16 protein-coding genes are annotated in these 16691 nt (G+C 43.3%); 7 read left to right on the top strand and 9 right to left on the bottom strand.

The window, feature by feature from the left end; translation table 11 throughout:
• Positions 1 to 24 precede the first annotated feature (24 nt).
• The 5 genes from AC3IT7_RS10630 to rubA all read right to left on the bottom strand — a co-directional run bounded on the left by AC3IT7_RS10630 (position 25) and on the right by rubA (position 4217).
• Entirely contained in the window at positions 25 to 612 is a 588-nt protein-coding gene (locus AC3IT7_RS10630) for a response regulator (protein ID WP_489248443.1), read from the bottom strand.
• A 249-nt stretch (positions 613 to 861) separates the two neighbouring features.
• Positions 862 to 1770, bottom strand: coding sequence for a LysR family transcriptional regulator OxyR (gene oxyR / locus AC3IT7_RS10625; RefSeq protein WP_489248442.1), 909 nt, complete (start codon positions 1768 to 1770; stop codon positions 862 to 864).
• 13 nt (positions 1771 to 1783) lie between these two features.
• Complete coding sequence (gene estB / locus AC3IT7_RS10620) at positions 1784 to 2722, bottom strand: esterase EstB (RefSeq protein ID WP_489248441.1); 939 nt, start codon at positions 2720 to 2722, stop codon at positions 1784 to 1786.
• Positions 2723 to 2779: 57 nt separating this feature from the next.
• A complete protein-coding gene (rubB, locus tag AC3IT7_RS10615; protein WP_489250008.1) occupies positions 2780 to 3958 on the bottom strand; it encodes a rubredoxin reductase RubB in 1179 nt (392 codons plus the stop codon).
• Positions 3959 to 4052: 94 nt separating this feature from the next.
• The gene (rubA, locus tag AC3IT7_RS10610; protein WP_005096258.1) at positions 4053 to 4217 is read right to left on the bottom strand and encodes a rubredoxin RubA; all 165 of its coding nucleotides are present in this window, start codon (positions 4215 to 4217) and stop codon (positions 4053 to 4055) included.
• Between the two features lie 488 nt (positions 4218 to 4705).
• On the opposite strand from rubA, the gene AC3IT7_RS10605 reads away from it, so the two are divergent.
• Positions 4706 to 5248 (top strand): adenine phosphoribosyltransferase, encoded by a 543-nt coding sequence (locus tag AC3IT7_RS10605; protein ID WP_489248440.1) that lies wholly within the window; start codon positions 4706 to 4708, stop codon positions 5246 to 5248.
• 40 nt (positions 5249 to 5288) lie between these two features.
• Here AC3IT7_RS10605 and AC3IT7_RS10600 read toward each other — a convergent pair whose 3' ends face one another.
• The gene (locus AC3IT7_RS10600; RefSeq protein ID WP_489248439.1) at positions 5289 to 5783 is read right to left on the bottom strand and encodes a YqiA/YcfP family alpha/beta fold hydrolase; all 495 of its coding nucleotides are present in this window, start codon (positions 5781 to 5783) and stop codon (positions 5289 to 5291) included.
• 386 nt (positions 5784 to 6169) lie between these two features.
• Here AC3IT7_RS10600 and lysS point away from each other — a divergent pair, with 386 nt between their 5' ends.
• Positions 6170 to 7696, top strand: coding sequence for a lysine--tRNA ligase (gene lysS / locus AC3IT7_RS10595; RefSeq protein WP_489248438.1), 1527 nt, complete (start codon positions 6170 to 6172; stop codon positions 7694 to 7696).
• A gap of 152 nt (positions 7697 to 7848) precedes the next feature.
• Positions 7849 to 9300, top strand: a complete 1452-nt coding sequence (locus AC3IT7_RS10590) for a capsule assembly Wzi family protein (RefSeq protein WP_489248437.1) — start codon at positions 7849 to 7851, stop codon at positions 9298 to 9300.
• Between the two features lie 348 nt (positions 9301 to 9648).
• On the opposite strand, the gene trpS is transcribed toward AC3IT7_RS10590, so the two are convergent.
• Positions 9649 to 10662 carry a tryptophan--tRNA ligase gene (trpS, locus tag AC3IT7_RS10585; RefSeq protein WP_489248436.1) on the bottom strand — a complete coding sequence of 338 codons (1014 nt, stop codon included), beginning with the start codon at positions 10660 to 10662 and terminating at the stop codon, positions 9649 to 9651.
• A 189-nt stretch (positions 10663 to 10851) separates the two neighbouring features.
• Here trpS and AC3IT7_RS10580 point away from each other — a divergent pair, with 189 nt between their 5' ends.
• Together AC3IT7_RS10580 and ypfJ are read left to right on the top strand one after the other, a co-directional pair.
• A complete protein-coding gene (locus AC3IT7_RS10580) occupies positions 10852 to 11778 on the top strand; it encodes a DUF808 domain-containing protein (RefSeq protein WP_489248435.1) in 927 nt (308 codons plus the stop codon).
• A gap of 48 nt (positions 11779 to 11826) precedes the next feature.
• Positions 11827 to 12732: a KPN_02809 family neutral zinc metallopeptidase gene (gene ypfJ / locus AC3IT7_RS10575; RefSeq protein WP_489248434.1), complete on the top strand. Its 906-nt coding sequence runs from the start codon at positions 11827 to 11829 to the stop codon at positions 12730 to 12732.
• A gap of 36 nt (positions 12733 to 12768) precedes the next feature.
• On the opposite strand, the gene AC3IT7_RS10570 is transcribed toward ypfJ, so the two are convergent.
• The gene (locus tag AC3IT7_RS10570) at positions 12769 to 13323 is read right to left on the bottom strand and encodes a hypothetical protein (RefSeq protein WP_489248433.1); all 555 of its coding nucleotides are present in this window, start codon (positions 13321 to 13323) and stop codon (positions 12769 to 12771) included.
• Between the two features lie 213 nt (positions 13324 to 13536).
• On the opposite strand from AC3IT7_RS10570, the gene AC3IT7_RS10565 reads away from it, so the two are divergent.
• The gene (locus AC3IT7_RS10565) at positions 13537 to 15036 is read left to right on the top strand and encodes a cation:proton antiporter (RefSeq protein WP_489248432.1); all 1500 of its coding nucleotides are present in this window, start codon (positions 13537 to 13539) and stop codon (positions 15034 to 15036) included.
• 111 nt (positions 15037 to 15147) lie between these two features.
• Positions 15148 to 15450, top strand: a complete 303-nt coding sequence (locus tag AC3IT7_RS10560) for an MGMT family protein (RefSeq protein ID WP_489250007.1) — start codon at positions 15148 to 15150, stop codon at positions 15448 to 15450.
• Positions 15451 to 15491: 41 nt separating this feature from the next.
• On the opposite strand, the gene AC3IT7_RS10555 is transcribed toward AC3IT7_RS10560, so the two are convergent.
• Positions 15492 to 15932, bottom strand: coding sequence for a universal stress protein (locus AC3IT7_RS10555; RefSeq protein ID WP_475654225.1), 441 nt, complete (start codon positions 15930 to 15932; stop codon positions 15492 to 15494).
• Between the last annotated feature and the right edge of the window lie 759 nt (positions 15933 to 16691).

Here is a 16691-nt window from a genome sequence, read left to right as displayed (position 1 = left end):
ACCAGAAAATAGCATGCAATTGTTTTAATCAGATGACATCAGCAGTTTTTGATAGATCTGTTTAACCTTGGCATATAATTGATAGTCAGGCAGCTGTAGCTGATGTTGTATCTCTGCTGGCATTTTTTGCTGACTGAATAATTGCAAGAGCTGCAATTCAGTTACGTTGAGACAGGTTTTATCGCTCAGCTGTTGCAGAATATAACCTGCCAGTTCCGCATGAATATAGGCACCACCACGCAACACAATTTTCAGGCTTTCGGAAAATTGCAGCAGTGAATCTGGCTGCTGCATATAGCTATTTGCGCCGCACAAGATTGCAGTATAAATCAGTGCCGGAGTGTCAGCATGCAGTAGGACAACTACAGGCGTACTATGGCTGTACTGCTTAATCTGCGGAATTGCATGCAGCTCTGAAGCTTGATTTACCAAGTATAAAATCAGATTAGGCAGATGTTCAATAATTCTGTCTTGTGCTGACCGGATATGCTCTGCATACAGCAGCATGTCGGGCTGATAACCTAAGTGTTGCAGCACGCTCTGTATTTTTGATAGCCCAAAATCAGCAGATGAACCTATTAATAAAACCGGCACGGGTAAGGGAGTAGCCAATCAGTTCAATCCTGTTGATTCTGAGACAAGGCTATACTGTGAATGAAGCAAAATAAAATGCATATCCCAAAAAATAGGGATTTAACAGTAATCCCCCTGATCTTCGTCTTAAATAGCAGGTATTGCAGATTAAAAGCGATGACATCCACAGTCAGTTGAAGACTTAAGCGGATTTGTTATGCTTGGCCTTAACAACTTTGAGATATAAAAAAAGGAGCAACGAGTGTGCTCCTTTTGATCAGGCTAAAATCAGGCAGCATGGTGCTGAGTGATTTTCTGGAAAATCTGTAATAACACATCAAACTCGCTTTGTAGCGGCGTGCTTTTACGGGTTACCAATGCCAGGGTACGACTTGGAGCTGAATCAATCGCTTTGACCTGAATCTCAGGATTGGTCTTGATCATATTGGTATGAATGGCAATTTCTGGCAGCAAGGTAAAGCCAAGATTTGCAGATACCATTTCGATTAACGTCGGCAATGAGCTGGCTTTTAAACGATGATCATTTTTACGCTCACCAATCGGGCAGGCACTCAAGGCATGATCACGTAAGCAGTGACCTTCTTCAAGCAACATCAGGCGAGACAGATCCAGATCTTCCAGAGAATTTGCTTGTGCAGCGTGCTGATCTGATTTTTGATAGACCAGATACAGATTCTCTTTGGCAATCTCGGCCACTTTCAGGCCACGCGTATCGAAAGGCAGGGCCAAGGCAACCATATCCAGATTGCCATGTTCCAGTTTTTCTACAATTTTTTCGCTTTGCGCTTCATGTAGATGCAACTGGATTTTTGGTAACTGTTTATGCACTTCTTCTAGCAGTTGTGACAGCAGGAAGGGCGCAATCGTAGGAATCACACCAAGATGTAAATCACCGGTTAATGGTTCACTCATCTCACGACTTAAACGCATCAGGTCCTGAGCATCGGCCAGTAGAACACGTGCGCGTGCAACCACTTGTTCACCAAGAGGCGTTAAACGAACATTCTGGCGGTCGCGTTCAACAAGTACGCCACCGAGTAAACGCTCCAGCTCCATAATGCCGCCAGACAAAGTTGACTGGGTGACAAATGAGCGGCGAGCAGCTTCTGTAAAATGCAGCGTCTCTGACAGTGTTACGAGGTATGACAGCTGTCTTAGGGATGGTAATGCAGCCATAGTGTCCTAATGTTTATGATTTAAAATGATCAGCAAATAATTCGCTAAGATATGGAATAAAATGCGGTGGGATATCATGCCCCATTCCATCAATTAATTCAAATTTAGCCCCTGGAATTGCTTTTGCAACGGCCTTTCCGTGACTGGGAGGCAGCAATCGATCACGAGCACCATGAACTACCAGGGTCTCTTGCTTGATTTGCTTGTTCAGTTGCAGCAATGAACCTGTACATAATATTGCTAAAAACTGTTGAAGTACACCGGCAGGATAGTAACTTCGTTTATATAATTTACGTGCGGTTTGCACCGCTTCCAGATGATTGACATAACCTGGCGAACCGATAATGTTAAACAGTCTTAGACTATGATCTACAATGCCATCTTCATCTGTTGACGCCGGTTTGTCAATCAAACTAAACAGTTGCTTGGGAAAGGGTGGTGGCAACAACGGCTGATTATTGCTGGTAAACAGTAAACCCAGCTTTCTGACTTTGTCCGGATAACGTGCTGCCAGAATCTGGGCAATCATACCGCCCATTGAGGCGCCCAATACATAGACCTGACCCAGCTGCATTTTCTCAATCAGCAGGCTGACATCTTCAGCCATATCATACAGGTCATAAGGTGCTCCCTGATTGCCCAGACCGAGTACAAAACGGCTCATCATTTTCAGGGTATTCAGGCGCGGGCCTTTGTTGTGGATTTTTGAAGACAGACCAATATCGCGGTTATCGAAACGTACCAGATGGAAACCCTGATCAATCAGCGATTTACAAAAAAAGTCCGGCCAGTACAGCATTTGCGCACCCAGTCCCATAATCAGTAGCAGCGTGGGATGTTCCGGATTTCCGCCAACCTCAACGTGTAATTCAACACCGTTGCCCAGATCAACTCTGGTTTCACGCATGAAAGCGCTATAAGGAGAAAGATTAAACTGTAATGCGCTGTGCATGATTGCTGTCCTAATTAAAGGATATTTTGTTTAAAAAATATCCTGAGTATTAAACCGCTAAACCGCAGCAGGAATCAAGTCCGGAACCTGCTTGGTCAAAGACAGACGCTGTTTGCCCGCAGTTGCACCCAAGAGCACAAAACCGCGCAAGGTACCGTTACTGTCGATGGCTTTGGCCAGCATGCCATCTTCCAGCTCTTCAGTTTCCCAGGTGACTTCGACATCGACTGGTGCAGGCAGGACAGTTAAAGGCGCAGCAGGGGTTTTGACTGCGACTGGCATGGCCGGATAATGCACGGCAGTATGTTCACCATTGAGGGTTTTGGCGAGGGCACGAGCCTGTTGCATGATGGGCATGACATAAGGCAATAAGGTTCCATTGACTTCAGCACAGTCGCCTACTGCATAAATATCTGCGTGATTGGTTTCCAGTTGCGCCGTGGTTAAAATGCCACGACTGGTATGCACTTCTGCCTGTTTGGCCAGAGAAATATTTGGCTGTAAACCCACCGCAGACAACACCACATCAGCAACCAGAGACTGACCATTGGCCAGCATAACCAGATAATCGCCATTGTCAGCGCGAGAAACTTTCTCGACTGTCGTACCCAAGACAAAACGGATTCCGGTTTCTTCGAGACTTTTCTGGAAGGCAGTGGCCACATGTTCAGGCAATAAACGGCCAAGTGGTTGTGGTGCCAGATCAATCACTGTGACCTGATGTTCGGTATTCTGCAGGTCATTGGCAAATTCACAGCCAATCAGGCCGGCACCTAAAATCACTACACGCTTATCTTGACGCGCTGCCAGGTTGCTGCGGAATGCTTTATAATCATTTAAATTGTTAACCACATGAATTTCATCACTGGCATCGCCAGCAATGGCCAAACGTACCGGATTGGCACCGACTGCTAAAACCAGTTTGGCATAATGCTGGGTACGTTCCTGTCCGTCTTTTTCCAGCACCAGTTGATGTTCTTCCGGATGAATCGCTTTGACCCAAGTCTGCTGTTCAATCTGCATATTCAGTTGTGCTGACATTTTAGCTGCATCGCCGAGCGCAATCTGTTCCGGTGCTTTCTTGCCGACCAGGGCATTGGACAATGTCGGTTTGGCATAATTTACCGCATCATCCGCACAAATCATCAGCAGTTCATGCTCTGGATTAAGTTTGCGAAATTCACGTGCTACAGCATAACCTGCCATACCTGAACCAATAATGACGATAGGATGTATAGTTGTTTCCATGCTGTAGGACTCCATACGGTATATAAATGAGAATAAGGACATAAAAAAAGACCATATCGACATGGTCTTTAACTTGACGTGATCAGACTTCGATCATTTCGAAATCAACTTTAGACACGCCACAATCAGGGCAGGTCCAGTCATCAGGAATATCTTCCCATTTGGTTCCTGCAACGATCCCATCCTGAGGCCAACCTTCTGCCTCGTCATAAATCCATCCGCATACGATGCATTGATATTTTTTCATGTAACTCTCCAAAACTGAACAAGTCTAAATGTCAGCTTAAAATCCATAAAATGGCAAGACTCTAAAATAATATGACTTTTTAACAGTGAACATATTTGGCTAAATTTTTACGCAGTTCTATTCAGAAAGTAAAGTGAATAAAAGCTTAATCAGCGAAATTAGCAGCAGAATAGAGTTTGTATTCCTGATTTATTTGAAAATTGCTCCAATCGAATTTACCGACTCAATTGTTGCGTGATTAAAGCCTGCCGGGGCACAATTTAATTTGAAGTATGCCTTATAGACCAAAGTCGTGCAGTAAAAAATCATTTATTTCGGTAGTTTAAACTAGGAAAAAATTATAATAATTTTTTTAAAAATAAACTAATATAATAAAAATCAATATCTTGTATTTGAATATCGGGTTTTTATTATACAGCTTGACTTGTTCATTAGCCTAAAATGAGTTTAAAATTCATTTATTCCTTCTCTTTTTTTTAAGATCTCCCATGAGCAATTTGTCTACTTCTTTGTGGTCTCACATTCGTACGGTCCAGAATTTTCCAAAATCAGGAATCTGTTTCTATGATTTGACCCCACTTTTCATGAGCAATATCGGTCCACTCACTGATGCCCTGATTGCCAGTATTCCTGCCGACAAACTGGCAGAAGTAGAAAGTTTTATTGCAGTTGAAGCACGTGGTTTCGTGTTGGCAAGCCTGTTGGCACAACGTACCGGCAAAGGCTTATTATTGGTGCGTAAAGCAGGAAAATTGCCGCCTCCAGTTGTGGGTGTTGGTTATAGTCTGGAATATGGTCTGGATCGTTTAGAAATGTCTGCAGAAGTTCAGTCGCAAAAAGTCATCATTGTTGATGATGTTCTGGCCACAGGTGGAACGTTAAAAGCGGTAAATGAATTGGCAGTTAAATGTCAGCATGAAGTGCTGGGTGCCAGCATTTTCCTTGATCTTCCTGATTTGCATGGGGAATTGGGTCTGGAGATCTGGTCAGTACTGGATGATAAATCTCAGCCAGAAGCAGCAGTTGCTTAAATTGCAACTTTAAAAAAAGCCCCTCAATCTCGGGGCTTTTTTATTGTCTGATAAAATGATGTTCGATTTCCTGAATCAACAGGTTGATCTGTTCCGGATGTTCCAGTCGATGATGACCGCCATCAATTGCCTGAATTTGCATATAATCTTCAAGTTGGGCCTGAACTGCGTGCATATCCAGAATTTCATCGCCAAGTTCCAGATAGGCAAACTGCGGAATATCATGCTGTAAATCACCATGACCAATAGCCGGATAGTCATCCCGGAAATTGGGTTGCAAAATGGGGTTTGCCACCACACAGGGCATTTGATAAACCTGCGACATTTTCAGTGCCCAGTAGCCACCCAGATTATGGCCCACCAGAATATCCGGTTTAATGGTCTCAATCATCTCATGATAAAAATCGGCGACTGAACTGTAGCTCAGGTTACGATAATCGACATCGATACAGTATTTATGCACGACATCAATAGCGTGAAACTTGGTGGATTCTCTGGAGGAATCTAAGCCATGTAAAAACAAAATCTTAGACATAATTTTTACTCATTTTTATGGGACATGCCCTATTGGTTATTTATGGGGGCATATCGTCTTCAAGCTGAGCATCATTGTAGAACGTGTGGACATCGAAGGCAGTTAGCTATTGGTCTAAGCCGCCATTTTTCCGGGCTGTAATTGCCCTGAAATTTCTACTACTTGGACTTTAAGCTAAGACAGAACATCGGGATCTTGCAGAACATCTTGAAAGAACACTGAAAATGGAAAATCAGGGCAAATCCAACTTCAGGATGATAAATACCAAAATAGTGGACATTTCCAAAGAAAAGCCGCTTTAGCGAAGTGTTTACGCTACGATTTGGCAAGGATTTCTGCTATTCTATGCAACTTCTATTTTTTAACTAATCTTATTCGAGGCAGAGATGACGCAAACTAACGCTCAATCGACTTCTGAACAAATCATTTCCGAAAACGATTTAATTGCACAGCGTCATGCCAAGTTAAAGCAAATCGAAGCTCAGGCACAAGAAACAGGGAAAAGCCCATGGCCAAATACCTTTAAGCGTGAGCATTATGCGCAAGATTTACAAGACCAGTTCGCTGATAAATCTAAAGAAGAAATTGAAGCAGGCGAAAAGGTCTACGTCAAAATTGCCGGTCGTGTGATGTTGAACCGTGGTTCATTTATCGTGATCCAGGACATGACAGGTCGTATCCAGCTCTATGTGGCTCGTAAAGAACTGGCTGAAGATGTGCTTGCGACCATCAAAGGTCTAGACCTTGGCGATATCATTGCAGTCGAAGGTTATATCGGTCGTTCAGGTAAAGGCGATCTCTATGTACACATTGAACATTTTGAATTATTAACCAAATCATTGCGTCCATTGCCAGACAAGTTCCACGGTCTGAATGATACTGAAGTGAAGTATCGTAAGCGTTATCTGGATCTGATTGTTAACGAAGAAACCCGCAAAACCTTTGAAATTCGTGCCAAAGTTGTAGCGGGTATCCGTGCCTTCCTGACTGAAAAGCGTTATATGGAAGTGGAAACACCAATGATGCATGTGATTCCAGGCGGTGCATCGGCACGTCCGTTTGAAACACATCACAATGCACTGGATATGTCATTGTTCTTGCGTATTGCACCAGAACTATACTTAAAGCGTTTGGTGGTAGGTGGTTTCGAACGTGTGTTTGAAATTAACCGTAACTTCCGTAATGAAGGGGTGTCTACGCGTCATAATCCTGAATTTACCATGATCGAATTTTATCAGGCTTATGCAGATTATAAGGATCTGATGGAATTGACCGAGCAAATGCTAGAAAAACTGGCACTTGATATCCTGGGTACGACTGATGTGCCTTATGGTGAGGAAGTGTATAGCTTCAAAGGTCCATTCAAGAAAATTTCAATGTTCGACGCGATTCTGGAACATAACCCGCAGTTCACTCCGGAAAATGTCAATGACCGTGAGTTCCTGGCAAAATTCCTTCAGGATGAATTGAAAGAGCAAGTGAAACCTGGTTTTGGTTTGGGCAAACTGCAAACTATCGTATTTGAAGAAACTGTAGAAACCAAATTGCGTCAACCAACCTTCATTACTGAATACCCGGCGGAAACCTCTCCACTGGCACGCCGCAATGATGACAATCCGCATATTACCGACCGCTTTGAATTCTTTATTGGTGGTCGTGAACTGGCAAATGGTTTCTCGGAGTTAAATGATCCAATCGATCAGGCTGAGCGTTTCCAGGCACAGGTTGCTGAAAAAGATGCCGGTGATGATGAAGCCATGCATTATGATGCAGACTTTGTAGAAGCATTAGAATACGGTCTTCCTCCAACAGCCGGTGAAGGTATTGGTATTGACCGTCTGGTAATGATCTTTGCCAATGCAGCAAGTATTCGCGATGTGATCTTGTTCCCGCATATGCGTCATAAAAATTAAGCTTAATTCATGTTAAATAACCCACCATTGCGTGGGTTATTTTTTGCTTGCAGGATTTGAAAGCTCGAGTAAAAAACAACAGTTTAGTCGTTGAAAATTAACATGAGAGCGATTATGGTGAAGCAGAAAATAAACTTGAGAATATGCATCCCATGTTGCTAAAAAGATCATTATTGAGCGTACTGCTGACTACGCTTTCCCTCCCTGTATTGGCTCAGGGCTTAGTTTTAAATGATGCGAATTTACGTACCGATCTAAACTGGTTAAACCAGCAGGGCGTAATTCAGATCAGTACATCGACTTGGCCATTGAGTGGGGATGAAATTCAGCGCGCCTTATCGAATGCACAGGTCAGCAATACAGTTCAGCAACGTGTGATAGAGTCAGTCCTTGCTCAATTAAATGCGGATAATCAGCAAGTGAAATTAGGTTTGTTTGCTGAAACTGATCAAAAAAATATTCCACAGGCTTTCGGAGATCAGCAAAAATCACAATTTCAAGCTGCCCTGGAACTGAATGCAGGAAACAGTAACTGGGATGCCAAGCTTCGAGTAAATGCTGAAAAAGATCCACAAATTGATAATGATCAGGATGTGAATCTTGAAGGCTCTTATTTGGCTGGAAAACTTTGGAATCAATGGCTAATTGCAGGGCAGATTCCAACTTACTGGGGACCGGGCCATGATGGTAGCTTGATTCGTGGTGATGCCAGCCGTCCAGTATATGGTTTTAGTGCGCAACGTGCAGAGCAAAAAGCCTTTGAAAACAAGTGGCTTTCTTGGGTAGGGCCATGGCAATATCAGGCTTTCGCCGGTCAACTTGATGACTATAGTGCAGTTCCAGATGCCAAATTGATAGGACTACGTGTTACGGCCCAGCCTTTATCTTATTTGGAACTCGGGGCTTCTCGTGCTATTCAATGGGGTGGTGAAGGACGACCTGAAAGTTTAAGTTCGCTGTGGGATGCTTTTGTCGGGAATAAAGATAATGGAGGTACAGGTGAACCAGATCCATCGAACCAGATTGCTGGCTTTGATGCACGTTTAAATCTGTTTCCTCTTGTACAGGTTCCAATGGGGCTATACGGCCAATACGTAGGTGAAGATGAAGCAGGTGGTTTGCCTGCGAAAAAAATGTATCTTGCCGGCGTTGATTATTCCGCCAGTATCAGAAACATGCCATATCAACTCTATGCAGAATGGGCGGATACACGGACTAATGGCAAGGTACGAGGTGTTTCCTATAATCATTCGACTTATACCGATGGTTTTTATCAGCATGGTTATCCTTTAGCTCATGCCTTAGGCGGTGATGCACAGATGGTATCTGTCGGTGGCGATATACGGATTGATCCTATGAACCGTTTGTCTGGTCGAGTGTTATTTGCTGATGTCAATCAGTCAGAGCGTGCGGCTAAAAACAATACTGCCTTCGCTTTTGATGACAAAATTAAAGCACTGGATGTGACATGGTCGCATTATATTCGCCCGGAAATGCCATTAAAAATTAATGCCTGGGTCAGTGATTCAGATGTGAATGGACAAGATGGCGGTGCCTCTCTTGGAATTGAAATTCCATTAGAAAAAGGACTATTTAAATACTAGTCCAATAGACTGAAATCCTGCTGATCCGGCAGGATTTTTTATTTTTATAGATTTTATAAAATTAAAGACAAAAAAAAACGCAATGATTGGGGTGATCATTGCGTAGAAAAAGGAAAGTTCTTTCAAACTACATCGAGATTAACTGTGGAGAGAGTTAAATCTGATTCCTTACTGTATGTAGTTATATTACGGCCTGATAAAAAATGACTCATCAGTATTCATGTTAATAGATGTTAATTAAGGTTAAAACTATGGAGAATCTATGAGGGGAGTTGCTGTTTTATTGCGCATAAATACCTCACAATAAAAAAGCCCTTCATATGAAGGGCTTTAGACGATTATTTTCTGTTAGAAACGGAATACACCTAAACCGGTTTTGACTTCATCTAAAGTCGCTTGGGTAATATCACGGCATTTATCTGTGCCGGTCTTCAAAATATCCATAATATAGTCAGGGTCTTTGGCAAGCTCCATACGACGCTCACGGATCGGGCCGATCAGTTCTTTGAGAATGCCTTCCAGACGCTTCTTCACTGTGCCATCGCCCAAACCGCCACGGCGGTAATACGCTTTAAGTTCTTCCAGTTCTTCCTTGTTTGGATCGAAGGCATCCAGATAAGTAAAGACCACGTTGCCTTCAACCTGACCTGGATCTTCTACACGCAGGTGATTCGGATCGGTGTACATCGCATTGACGGCTTTTTTGATATCTTTATCCGTCGCATCCAGCACAATGGTATTGCCCAAAGATTTCGACATTTTCGCCTTACCATCAAAACCAGGGAGGCGGCCAACATTAGACAGAAGTGCCTTGCATTCTGGTAACAGTTCACGACCGATTTGACGGTTCAGACGACGCACGATTTCGTTGGTCTGTTCGATCATTGGAATCTGATCTTCACCCACAGGGACGACAGTGGCTTTGAATGCAGTAATATCTGCAGCCTGAGCCACCGGATAACACAAGAAACCTGCTGGAATATCACGTTCAAAACCACGCATCTGGATTTCAGATTTAATGGTTGGATTACGCTCTAAACGTGACACCGTTACAAAGTTCAGATACAGCATGGTCAGTTCATTCAATGCCGGCAGGCATGACTGAACACAAATCGTGGTTTTGTTCGGGTCAATACCAACAGCCAGATAATCCGTTGCGACTTCAATAATGTTACGACGTACTTTTTCGAAGTTGTCTGCATTATCGGTGAGAGCTTGCGCATCAGCGAGTAACAAGTGCTGGTGATGTGAGTCTTGCAGACCGACACGAGAACGTAATGAACCGACAAAGTGGCCGAGGTGAAGTTGTCCGGTAGGACGGTCGCCCGTCAAGATCACTGGACGATTATCTTGATTACTCATTATTTATTCCAAAGGGTAGTCAGTACTACAGCTGTATTTTAACGAATGGCAACATTGTACGGTATTCTGTTTTTGATTGTCAGCCAGAAAAAAAGCCGTCTTAAAAAAATCTTATAAATTAAACAAGTGAATACAATATTTTTAAGAATTTTGATTAGAATAAATTGAAATATGATAAGGATAATAAGTATGGCTAGCAGTTTATTACTATTATTAGATGATATTGCTACGGTTCTGGATGATGTGGCTGTCATGAGTAAAATGGCAGCCAAAAAAACAGCTGGCGTACTCGGTGATGATCTGGCTTTAAATGCGCAGCAGGTCTCAGGCGTACGGGCAGATCGTGAATTGCCGGTGGTATGGAAGGTCGCCAAAGGTTCTTTTGTCAATAAACTGATTTTAGTGCCGCTGGCCTTGTTAATCAGCTTTATTGCTGGCTGGCTGATTAACCCCTTACTGGTGCTGGGTGGTTTGTTTCTGTGTTATGAGGGCGTGGAAAAAATCGTCCATACCTTGCATACACCAAAGGTCAAGGATGCTGAACAGGCTCGTGAGCAACTGATCCATACTGAAACAGATCTGCGCCAGTTTGAAAATGAAAAAGTCAAAGGCGCGATTCGTACTGACTTTATCCTTTCGGCTGAAATTATCGTGATTACCTTGGGAACGGTAGCGGCAGCCTCCATGCTGACCAAAGTTACCGTTTTAAGCCTGATTGCGATCGTGATGACCATCGGGGTATATGGTTTTGTCGCCCTGATTGTCAAACTGGATGATATCGGCCTGCATCTGACCGAGCAGCAATCCGATTTTAAGCAAGGAATAGGACGCGGCTTGTTGGCATTTGCCCCGGTTCTGATGAAAATTTTATCAGTTGTTGGAACTGCTGCGATGTTCCTGGTCGGTGGAGGGATTATTAATCATGCTATTCCTTTCATTCACCACTTTACAGAAGATAGTGTTAGCTATGTACAGGATATTCCCAGTATCGGAAATATTGTGGGTGCCTTGACACCGACCTTGATTAATTTCGCTGTGGGAATTTTAGCAGGTCTGCTGGTGATGCTGATCATCAGCCTGATTAAAAAAATCTGGCCCAAATCATCAAAAGCTTAAGATGCAAAACTATCTGCAGATTGAGCAGATGAAGAAAAGGAAAAAACTATGCGTTGGAAAGGTCGTCGTGTCAGTAGTAATGTAGAAGACCGTCGCGGTGGCGGAGCCAAAGCTGGCGGTATCAGTATTATCGGGTTGATTGTGGCTTTTGTGGCCTGGAAATTCTTCGGTGTCGATCCACAGCAGGCTTATCAAACCACCAAGCAGGTCACTCAAGGCGTATCGGGTGCGGCGGAAACACGGGGTCTGGAAAATCCGACGCCGGAGCAGCAAGAGTCGATTGATTTTGTCGGTACGATCCTGGCCGATACTGAAGATACCTGGACTCAGGTGTTTCAGCAGCAGTTGAATCAGCAATATACACCCCCAAAACTGGTGCTGTTTAATGGTGTGGTCAATTCTGCCTGTGGTGCTGCACAATCGGCGATGGGGCCTTTTTATTGCCCAGCCGACCAGAAAGTCTATATCGATACCAGTTTCTTTAAAGATATGCGGACACAAATGGGGATTAGTGGTGAACAGAATGCCACCGAGTTATCCCGTTCTGATCAGGCCGGGGATTTTGCCCAAGCCTATGTGGTAGCACATGAGGTTGGCCATCATATTCAGACCCTTTTAGGTATTTCAGCTCAGGTACAACAGGCGAGACAGCAGGCAAGTGAAGTGCAGGGCAATCAGTTGTCAGTACGTCAGGAATTGCAGGCAGACTGTCTGGCAGGCGTGTGGGCATATCATAATCATCAGCGTACCCAGTTCCTGGAGCAGGGAGATGTGCAGGAAGCCATGGATGCTGCGCATAAAATTGGTGATGACTATTTGCAGAAACGTGCCCGCGGACAGGTGGTGCCAGACAGCTTTACCCATGGCAGCAGTGCGCAGCGGGTGCAGTGGTTTAATACCGGTTTGAACTCAGGTCAAATGGCCAGCTGTGACACCTTTAATCAAAATATTTAGTTTATTGCTATAAAAAAGGAGCATTAAGCTCCTTTTTTATTTTTGTAGAAAGCGCCGGAAATTTTTTAATATTTTAAAGCTTACAAACAAAGCAGCCAAAGCAAACAGGGCAATGGCAAATACAATATATTTCAAATTGCTGATATCATTTTGATAAAACTGCTGAATATCATCTTTGGAATATTCTAGCGCCGTGGCTTTGCCCGTGCGGCTATCTCTAAATTGAATCTTCTCAATATAAAACAGGTTTCCTGCCTTGATTAAGTCAACCGTCTGGATTTGGCGAGTATGCGATTGATTGTCGTCGTCGCTACATAAAGCGCTGTAATGCTCACAATTTATTTTGGCCACGTAACCATTTCCGGCAATCAGAATGAAGATGGCATTGTCCGGTCGCTGGTTATTGGACAGCAGCACATATTGCTCGCCGGCTGTACTTTTTAGTGGAATGTTGGTGGCTTGCTGATAATGCTGTTTGGCTTGCAAAATTTCCTGCATTTTAGCAAAACAGGTAAAACATAAAGACAGCGTGATCAGGAAAATCACACCTGCAAAACAGAGACGAAAAATGGTTTTGACAGTTTGATGCATGGGAGGAAAATTCAAAATAGAGAGATGGAAGCAAAAGTTGGTGCTGAGCTGTATATTAAATCATCATTCAAAAATACTGAAAAGAAACTTAACTCAATTCGATAAAAAAGAGGATTAAACTTGTTTTACCAGAATACCTTGCTATTCAAAGCTCTATTTTAACAATACTGCTTGGCGCATCTTGCCTCATCTCGTCCGACTCTAGGAAACCCAATGGGAAGTTTCTTTTTTCTTCAGCTACTCACGGTGGTATTTGCGCTTTCCATTGCCACCACCATGTTTAATAAACGTGTTTTAGGTTTTCCGCAAGCGATTGGTGTCCCGATTGTTTCAGCTATCTTTGTGTTCATCCTGCAATGGGGTGCCAGTTTATTGCAGGGTAACCCATTCTTTAGTATCAATATTGATAATATCGAGCAGGCTGTACGTAATGTCGATTTCTATGATTTTCTGATTAATGGGGTGATCTGTTTTATTCTGACCTCATCTGCACTGAAATTTAAGGTCTCAGATCTGCGTAACCACTGGCGACCGATCAGTATTCTGGCTGGGCTAGCTTTGGTGTTCTGTGCGGTATTTTTCGGTGTGGTGTTATATGGCTATCAGTTCCTGATTGGCAAGCATGTTGACCTGCTGGTTTTACTGCTGCTGGGAGCGGCTTTGGGCGCAACCGATCCGATTGGTATTAAAGGGGTCTTGAGTTCAGTTCGTGCACCGCATCATTTGATTGTTAAACTGGAAGGTGAATCACTGTTTAATGATGCAATGTGTATTGCATTGTTTATGACCTTGCTCAATGTTTTGCAGGGTGAAAACTTCACGCTACTGGCCGTATTGCAAACCTTGCTTTACGAGATTGTGGTGGCTGTGCTGATTGGGCTTGGATTTGGCTTTGCGATCTTGCGGATCTTACGCGGCAAACATGAAATGGAATCGCTGATTCTGACCACAGCCTTGCTGGCATGTGGTTCCTATCTGGTGGCTTTGCTGGCACATGCTTCAGCACCGATTGCCTGTGTAATTGGCGGGTTGATTGTCGGCAATAAATGGAAAGAAATCCTAGCTGATGCTGAAATTGGGGATGTCAATCATTTCTGGCATACGGTTGAAGGGATCATCAATTCATTCCTGTTTACCCTGATTGGTCTGGAATTGTTTATTCTGGATTTGAGCGCCAGTCTGGTTTTGGGGGGTATGGTGGCCTTTGTGATTCTGCATTTGGCCCGTTTTGCTGCCAATTACCTGGCCTTTGCGATGTTTCCCAAAGTCAGCAGGAAAAGCTATAACGGCAGTTTGACCATTCTGTCTTGGGGCGGTGTACGTGGCGGGATTTCCCTGGCACTGATTTTAGCGGTAGCCAATATTCCTCAGCTAGAAGCCTATAGCAGTATTCTGGTGGGTTATACCTTTATTGTGGTGCTATTGTCCGGTGTGGTGTGTGGCTTGGGACTGCCTGCAGTTATGAATGCCTTTTACTATAATCCGAGTGAAGAAACTGAGGGCTTTAAAGGCTGGTATCAACGCATGTGCCACAAAATGAATCGGAAGGGTTTTCAGTATATTGTCGGTGAAGATGTTAAAGGCAATGAGACCATTACTGTTTTTCAGCCAGAGATTATGATTGATCAGAAAGATGCAGATGGGGTTGCCGCGGTGCATCATCCCGATAAAGTTCAGGAAGTTAAACGGCTGGAAAGTCCGGATAATTTCTAGGGGCAGAAGTGAGAGCCTGCTTTTTGGTAATCTATATGCAGATTGAGTGATAAAAGCGTTTTAACAGGTGGAGTATTGATGCGCAGTCAGGCAGCTCAGGAAATGGCAGAAATGATTCTGGCTGTGGTCAGTCAGATTCCGTATGCCAAAGTCGCTACCTATGGGCAAGTTGCCAGAATGGCAGGTTTACCCAGACATGCGCGTCTGGTCGGCCGGATATTGAGTCATTTAGAAGAAGATACCGACATTCCCTGGTATCGGGTTATCAATTCACAGGCGAAAATCAGCCTGAACAAACTTGATTCATCTGGCCAGAATATCCAGCAGCAAAAACTCATGCAGGAAGGAATTTTGTTTAAAGGGGATCGCGTAGATTTAAAACGCTATCAATGGGATGGCTTGGTAGAGATGTAAAAAATCCCCACTTGCTGAGAAGTGAGGATTCTAAGCATGATTTACTTGCGAATCACCATCACTGGAATATCTGCCTGGCCTAGAATGCTTTGCGCGACGCTGCCAAGGAACAGTTTTTTGAAGCCAGTGCGGCCATGAGAACCAATCACGATCAGGTCAGAATTTAGATCTTTTGCTGCTTTGACAAGCTCGCTATAAATCACCTGACCTTCAAGCAGTTGTGTATCTGCATCCACGCCGGCAGCAGAAAATTTTGCTTTTGCTTCATCCAGCGTTTTTAGGATTGAAGTGCGGGCACGTTCAATCAGGTCATTGGTTTGTGCTGCAGAGATATATTCCGCTGCGATATACGGGTCGAGTGCCAGCACTTGTACTACTGTCACTTTACTGTTAAATGCTTTGGCAATTTCAACTGCTTTATCTACAGCAGCATAAGATGTTTCTGAACCGTCAACGGGTACTAAAATATGTTCAAAAGGCATTAGAATTCTCCTGAAGGGAATTAAGTTATAAAAAGTATGACGCGTTAAACCGAGTACGAATAGTTGTTTATACTTTGATCATAGCCTGTATTGTATAAAAATAAAACCAAGTAAATACATAGGTATAATGTCTAATAGATTAAAAGATGCAGCATCTGTTTGTAGTGATTTAGTTGGATGGTTTTTTGGATCTAAGTAAATGATTTATAATAATATTATTAATTATTGTTATATTGACTTGTGTTGCATTGGATCAACTGTGGAACTGATTTGAGTTGAGGTGCCGGTTATATATAGCGATTTAAAATTGCTGGTGTTTCGCTGGCGTAAATTTTTTGCTGTAATTGCCGGATTTTATGTTCGGTAACATAGGTACGGGCACAATAAAATACCATCTGATGGTCTCGGGCGATGCCCAGTCGTTGCGTCTGCTTATATTCTGGATAATGCTTGGTTTGCTGTTCAGCCTGACTTCATTGCGCTGAAGCACGCTTTTGCTGCATGCTCATGAACGGTTGCTGATTAATCCGCTGTGCTACATCACGTCTGACCCCATTATAATTTACAAAAATGAAAGAAATGATCTGGCAGGCATTGCTCGTCAAAGTACCAAGCAAAAAAAAACTGAGCAAAAGAATCCGTAGTTTTATCTTGTGCATTCGATAAAAGCACGAATCATTAAACTTTTCATCAAAATATGTGAAATACCCAATAAAAAAGCCAATATTGCTTAAAGTTTAAGAGTTTATTCTTTATTTG

Source organism: Acinetobacter sp. KH_038 (assembly GCF_057839405.1).
Note: the sequence above shows the minus strand (reverse complement) of the source record. Positions and strands in the feature narration are given on the sequence as shown.

Bases quoted from the DNA above. Each gene is read 5' to 3' on its own strand.
- oxyR (WP_489248442.1), bottom strand. From the start codon at position 1,770: ATGGCTGCATTACCATCCCTAAGACAGCTGTCATACCTCGTAACACTG.
- estB (WP_489248441.1), bottom strand. From the start codon at position 2,722: ATGCACAGCGCATTACAGTTTAATCTTTCTCCTTATAGCGCTTTCATG.
- rubA (WP_005096258.1), bottom strand. From the start codon at position 4,217: ATGAAAAAATATCAATGCATCGTATGCGGATGGATTTATGACGAGGCA.
- AC3IT7_RS10605 (WP_489248440.1), top strand. From the start codon at position 4,706: ATGAGCAATTTGTCTACTTCTTTGTGGTCTCACATTCGTACGGTCCAG.
- AC3IT7_RS10600 (WP_489248439.1), bottom strand. From the start codon at position 5,783: ATGTCTAAGATTTTGTTTTTACATGGCTTAGATTCCTCCAGAGAATCC.
- lysS (WP_489248438.1), top strand. From the start codon at position 6,170: ATGACGCAAACTAACGCTCAATCGACTTCTGAACAAATCATTTCCGAA.
- AC3IT7_RS10590 (WP_489248437.1), top strand. From the start codon at position 7,849: ATGTTGCTAAAAAGATCATTATTGAGCGTACTGCTGACTACGCTTTCC.
- trpS (WP_489248436.1), bottom strand. From the start codon at position 10,662: ATGAGTAATCAAGATAATCGTCCAGTGATCTTGACGGGCGACCGTCCT.
- AC3IT7_RS10580 (WP_489248435.1), top strand. From the start codon at position 10,852: ATGGCTAGCAGTTTATTACTATTATTAGATGATATTGCTACGGTTCTG.
- ypfJ (WP_489248434.1), top strand. From the start codon at position 11,827: ATGCGTTGGAAAGGTCGTCGTGTCAGTAGTAATGTAGAAGACCGTCGC.
- AC3IT7_RS10570 (WP_489248433.1), bottom strand. From the start codon at position 13,323: ATGCATCAAACTGTCAAAACCATTTTTCGTCTCTGTTTTGCAGGTGTG.
- AC3IT7_RS10565 (WP_489248432.1), top strand. From the start codon at position 13,537: ATGGGAAGTTTCTTTTTTCTTCAGCTACTCACGGTGGTATTTGCGCTT.
- AC3IT7_RS10560 (WP_489250007.1), top strand. From the start codon at position 15,148: ATGATTCTGGCTGTGGTCAGTCAGATTCCGTATGCCAAAGTCGCTACC.
- AC3IT7_RS10555 (WP_475654225.1), bottom strand. From the start codon at position 15,932: ATGCCTTTTGAACATATTTTAGTACCCGTTGACGGTTCAGAAACATCT.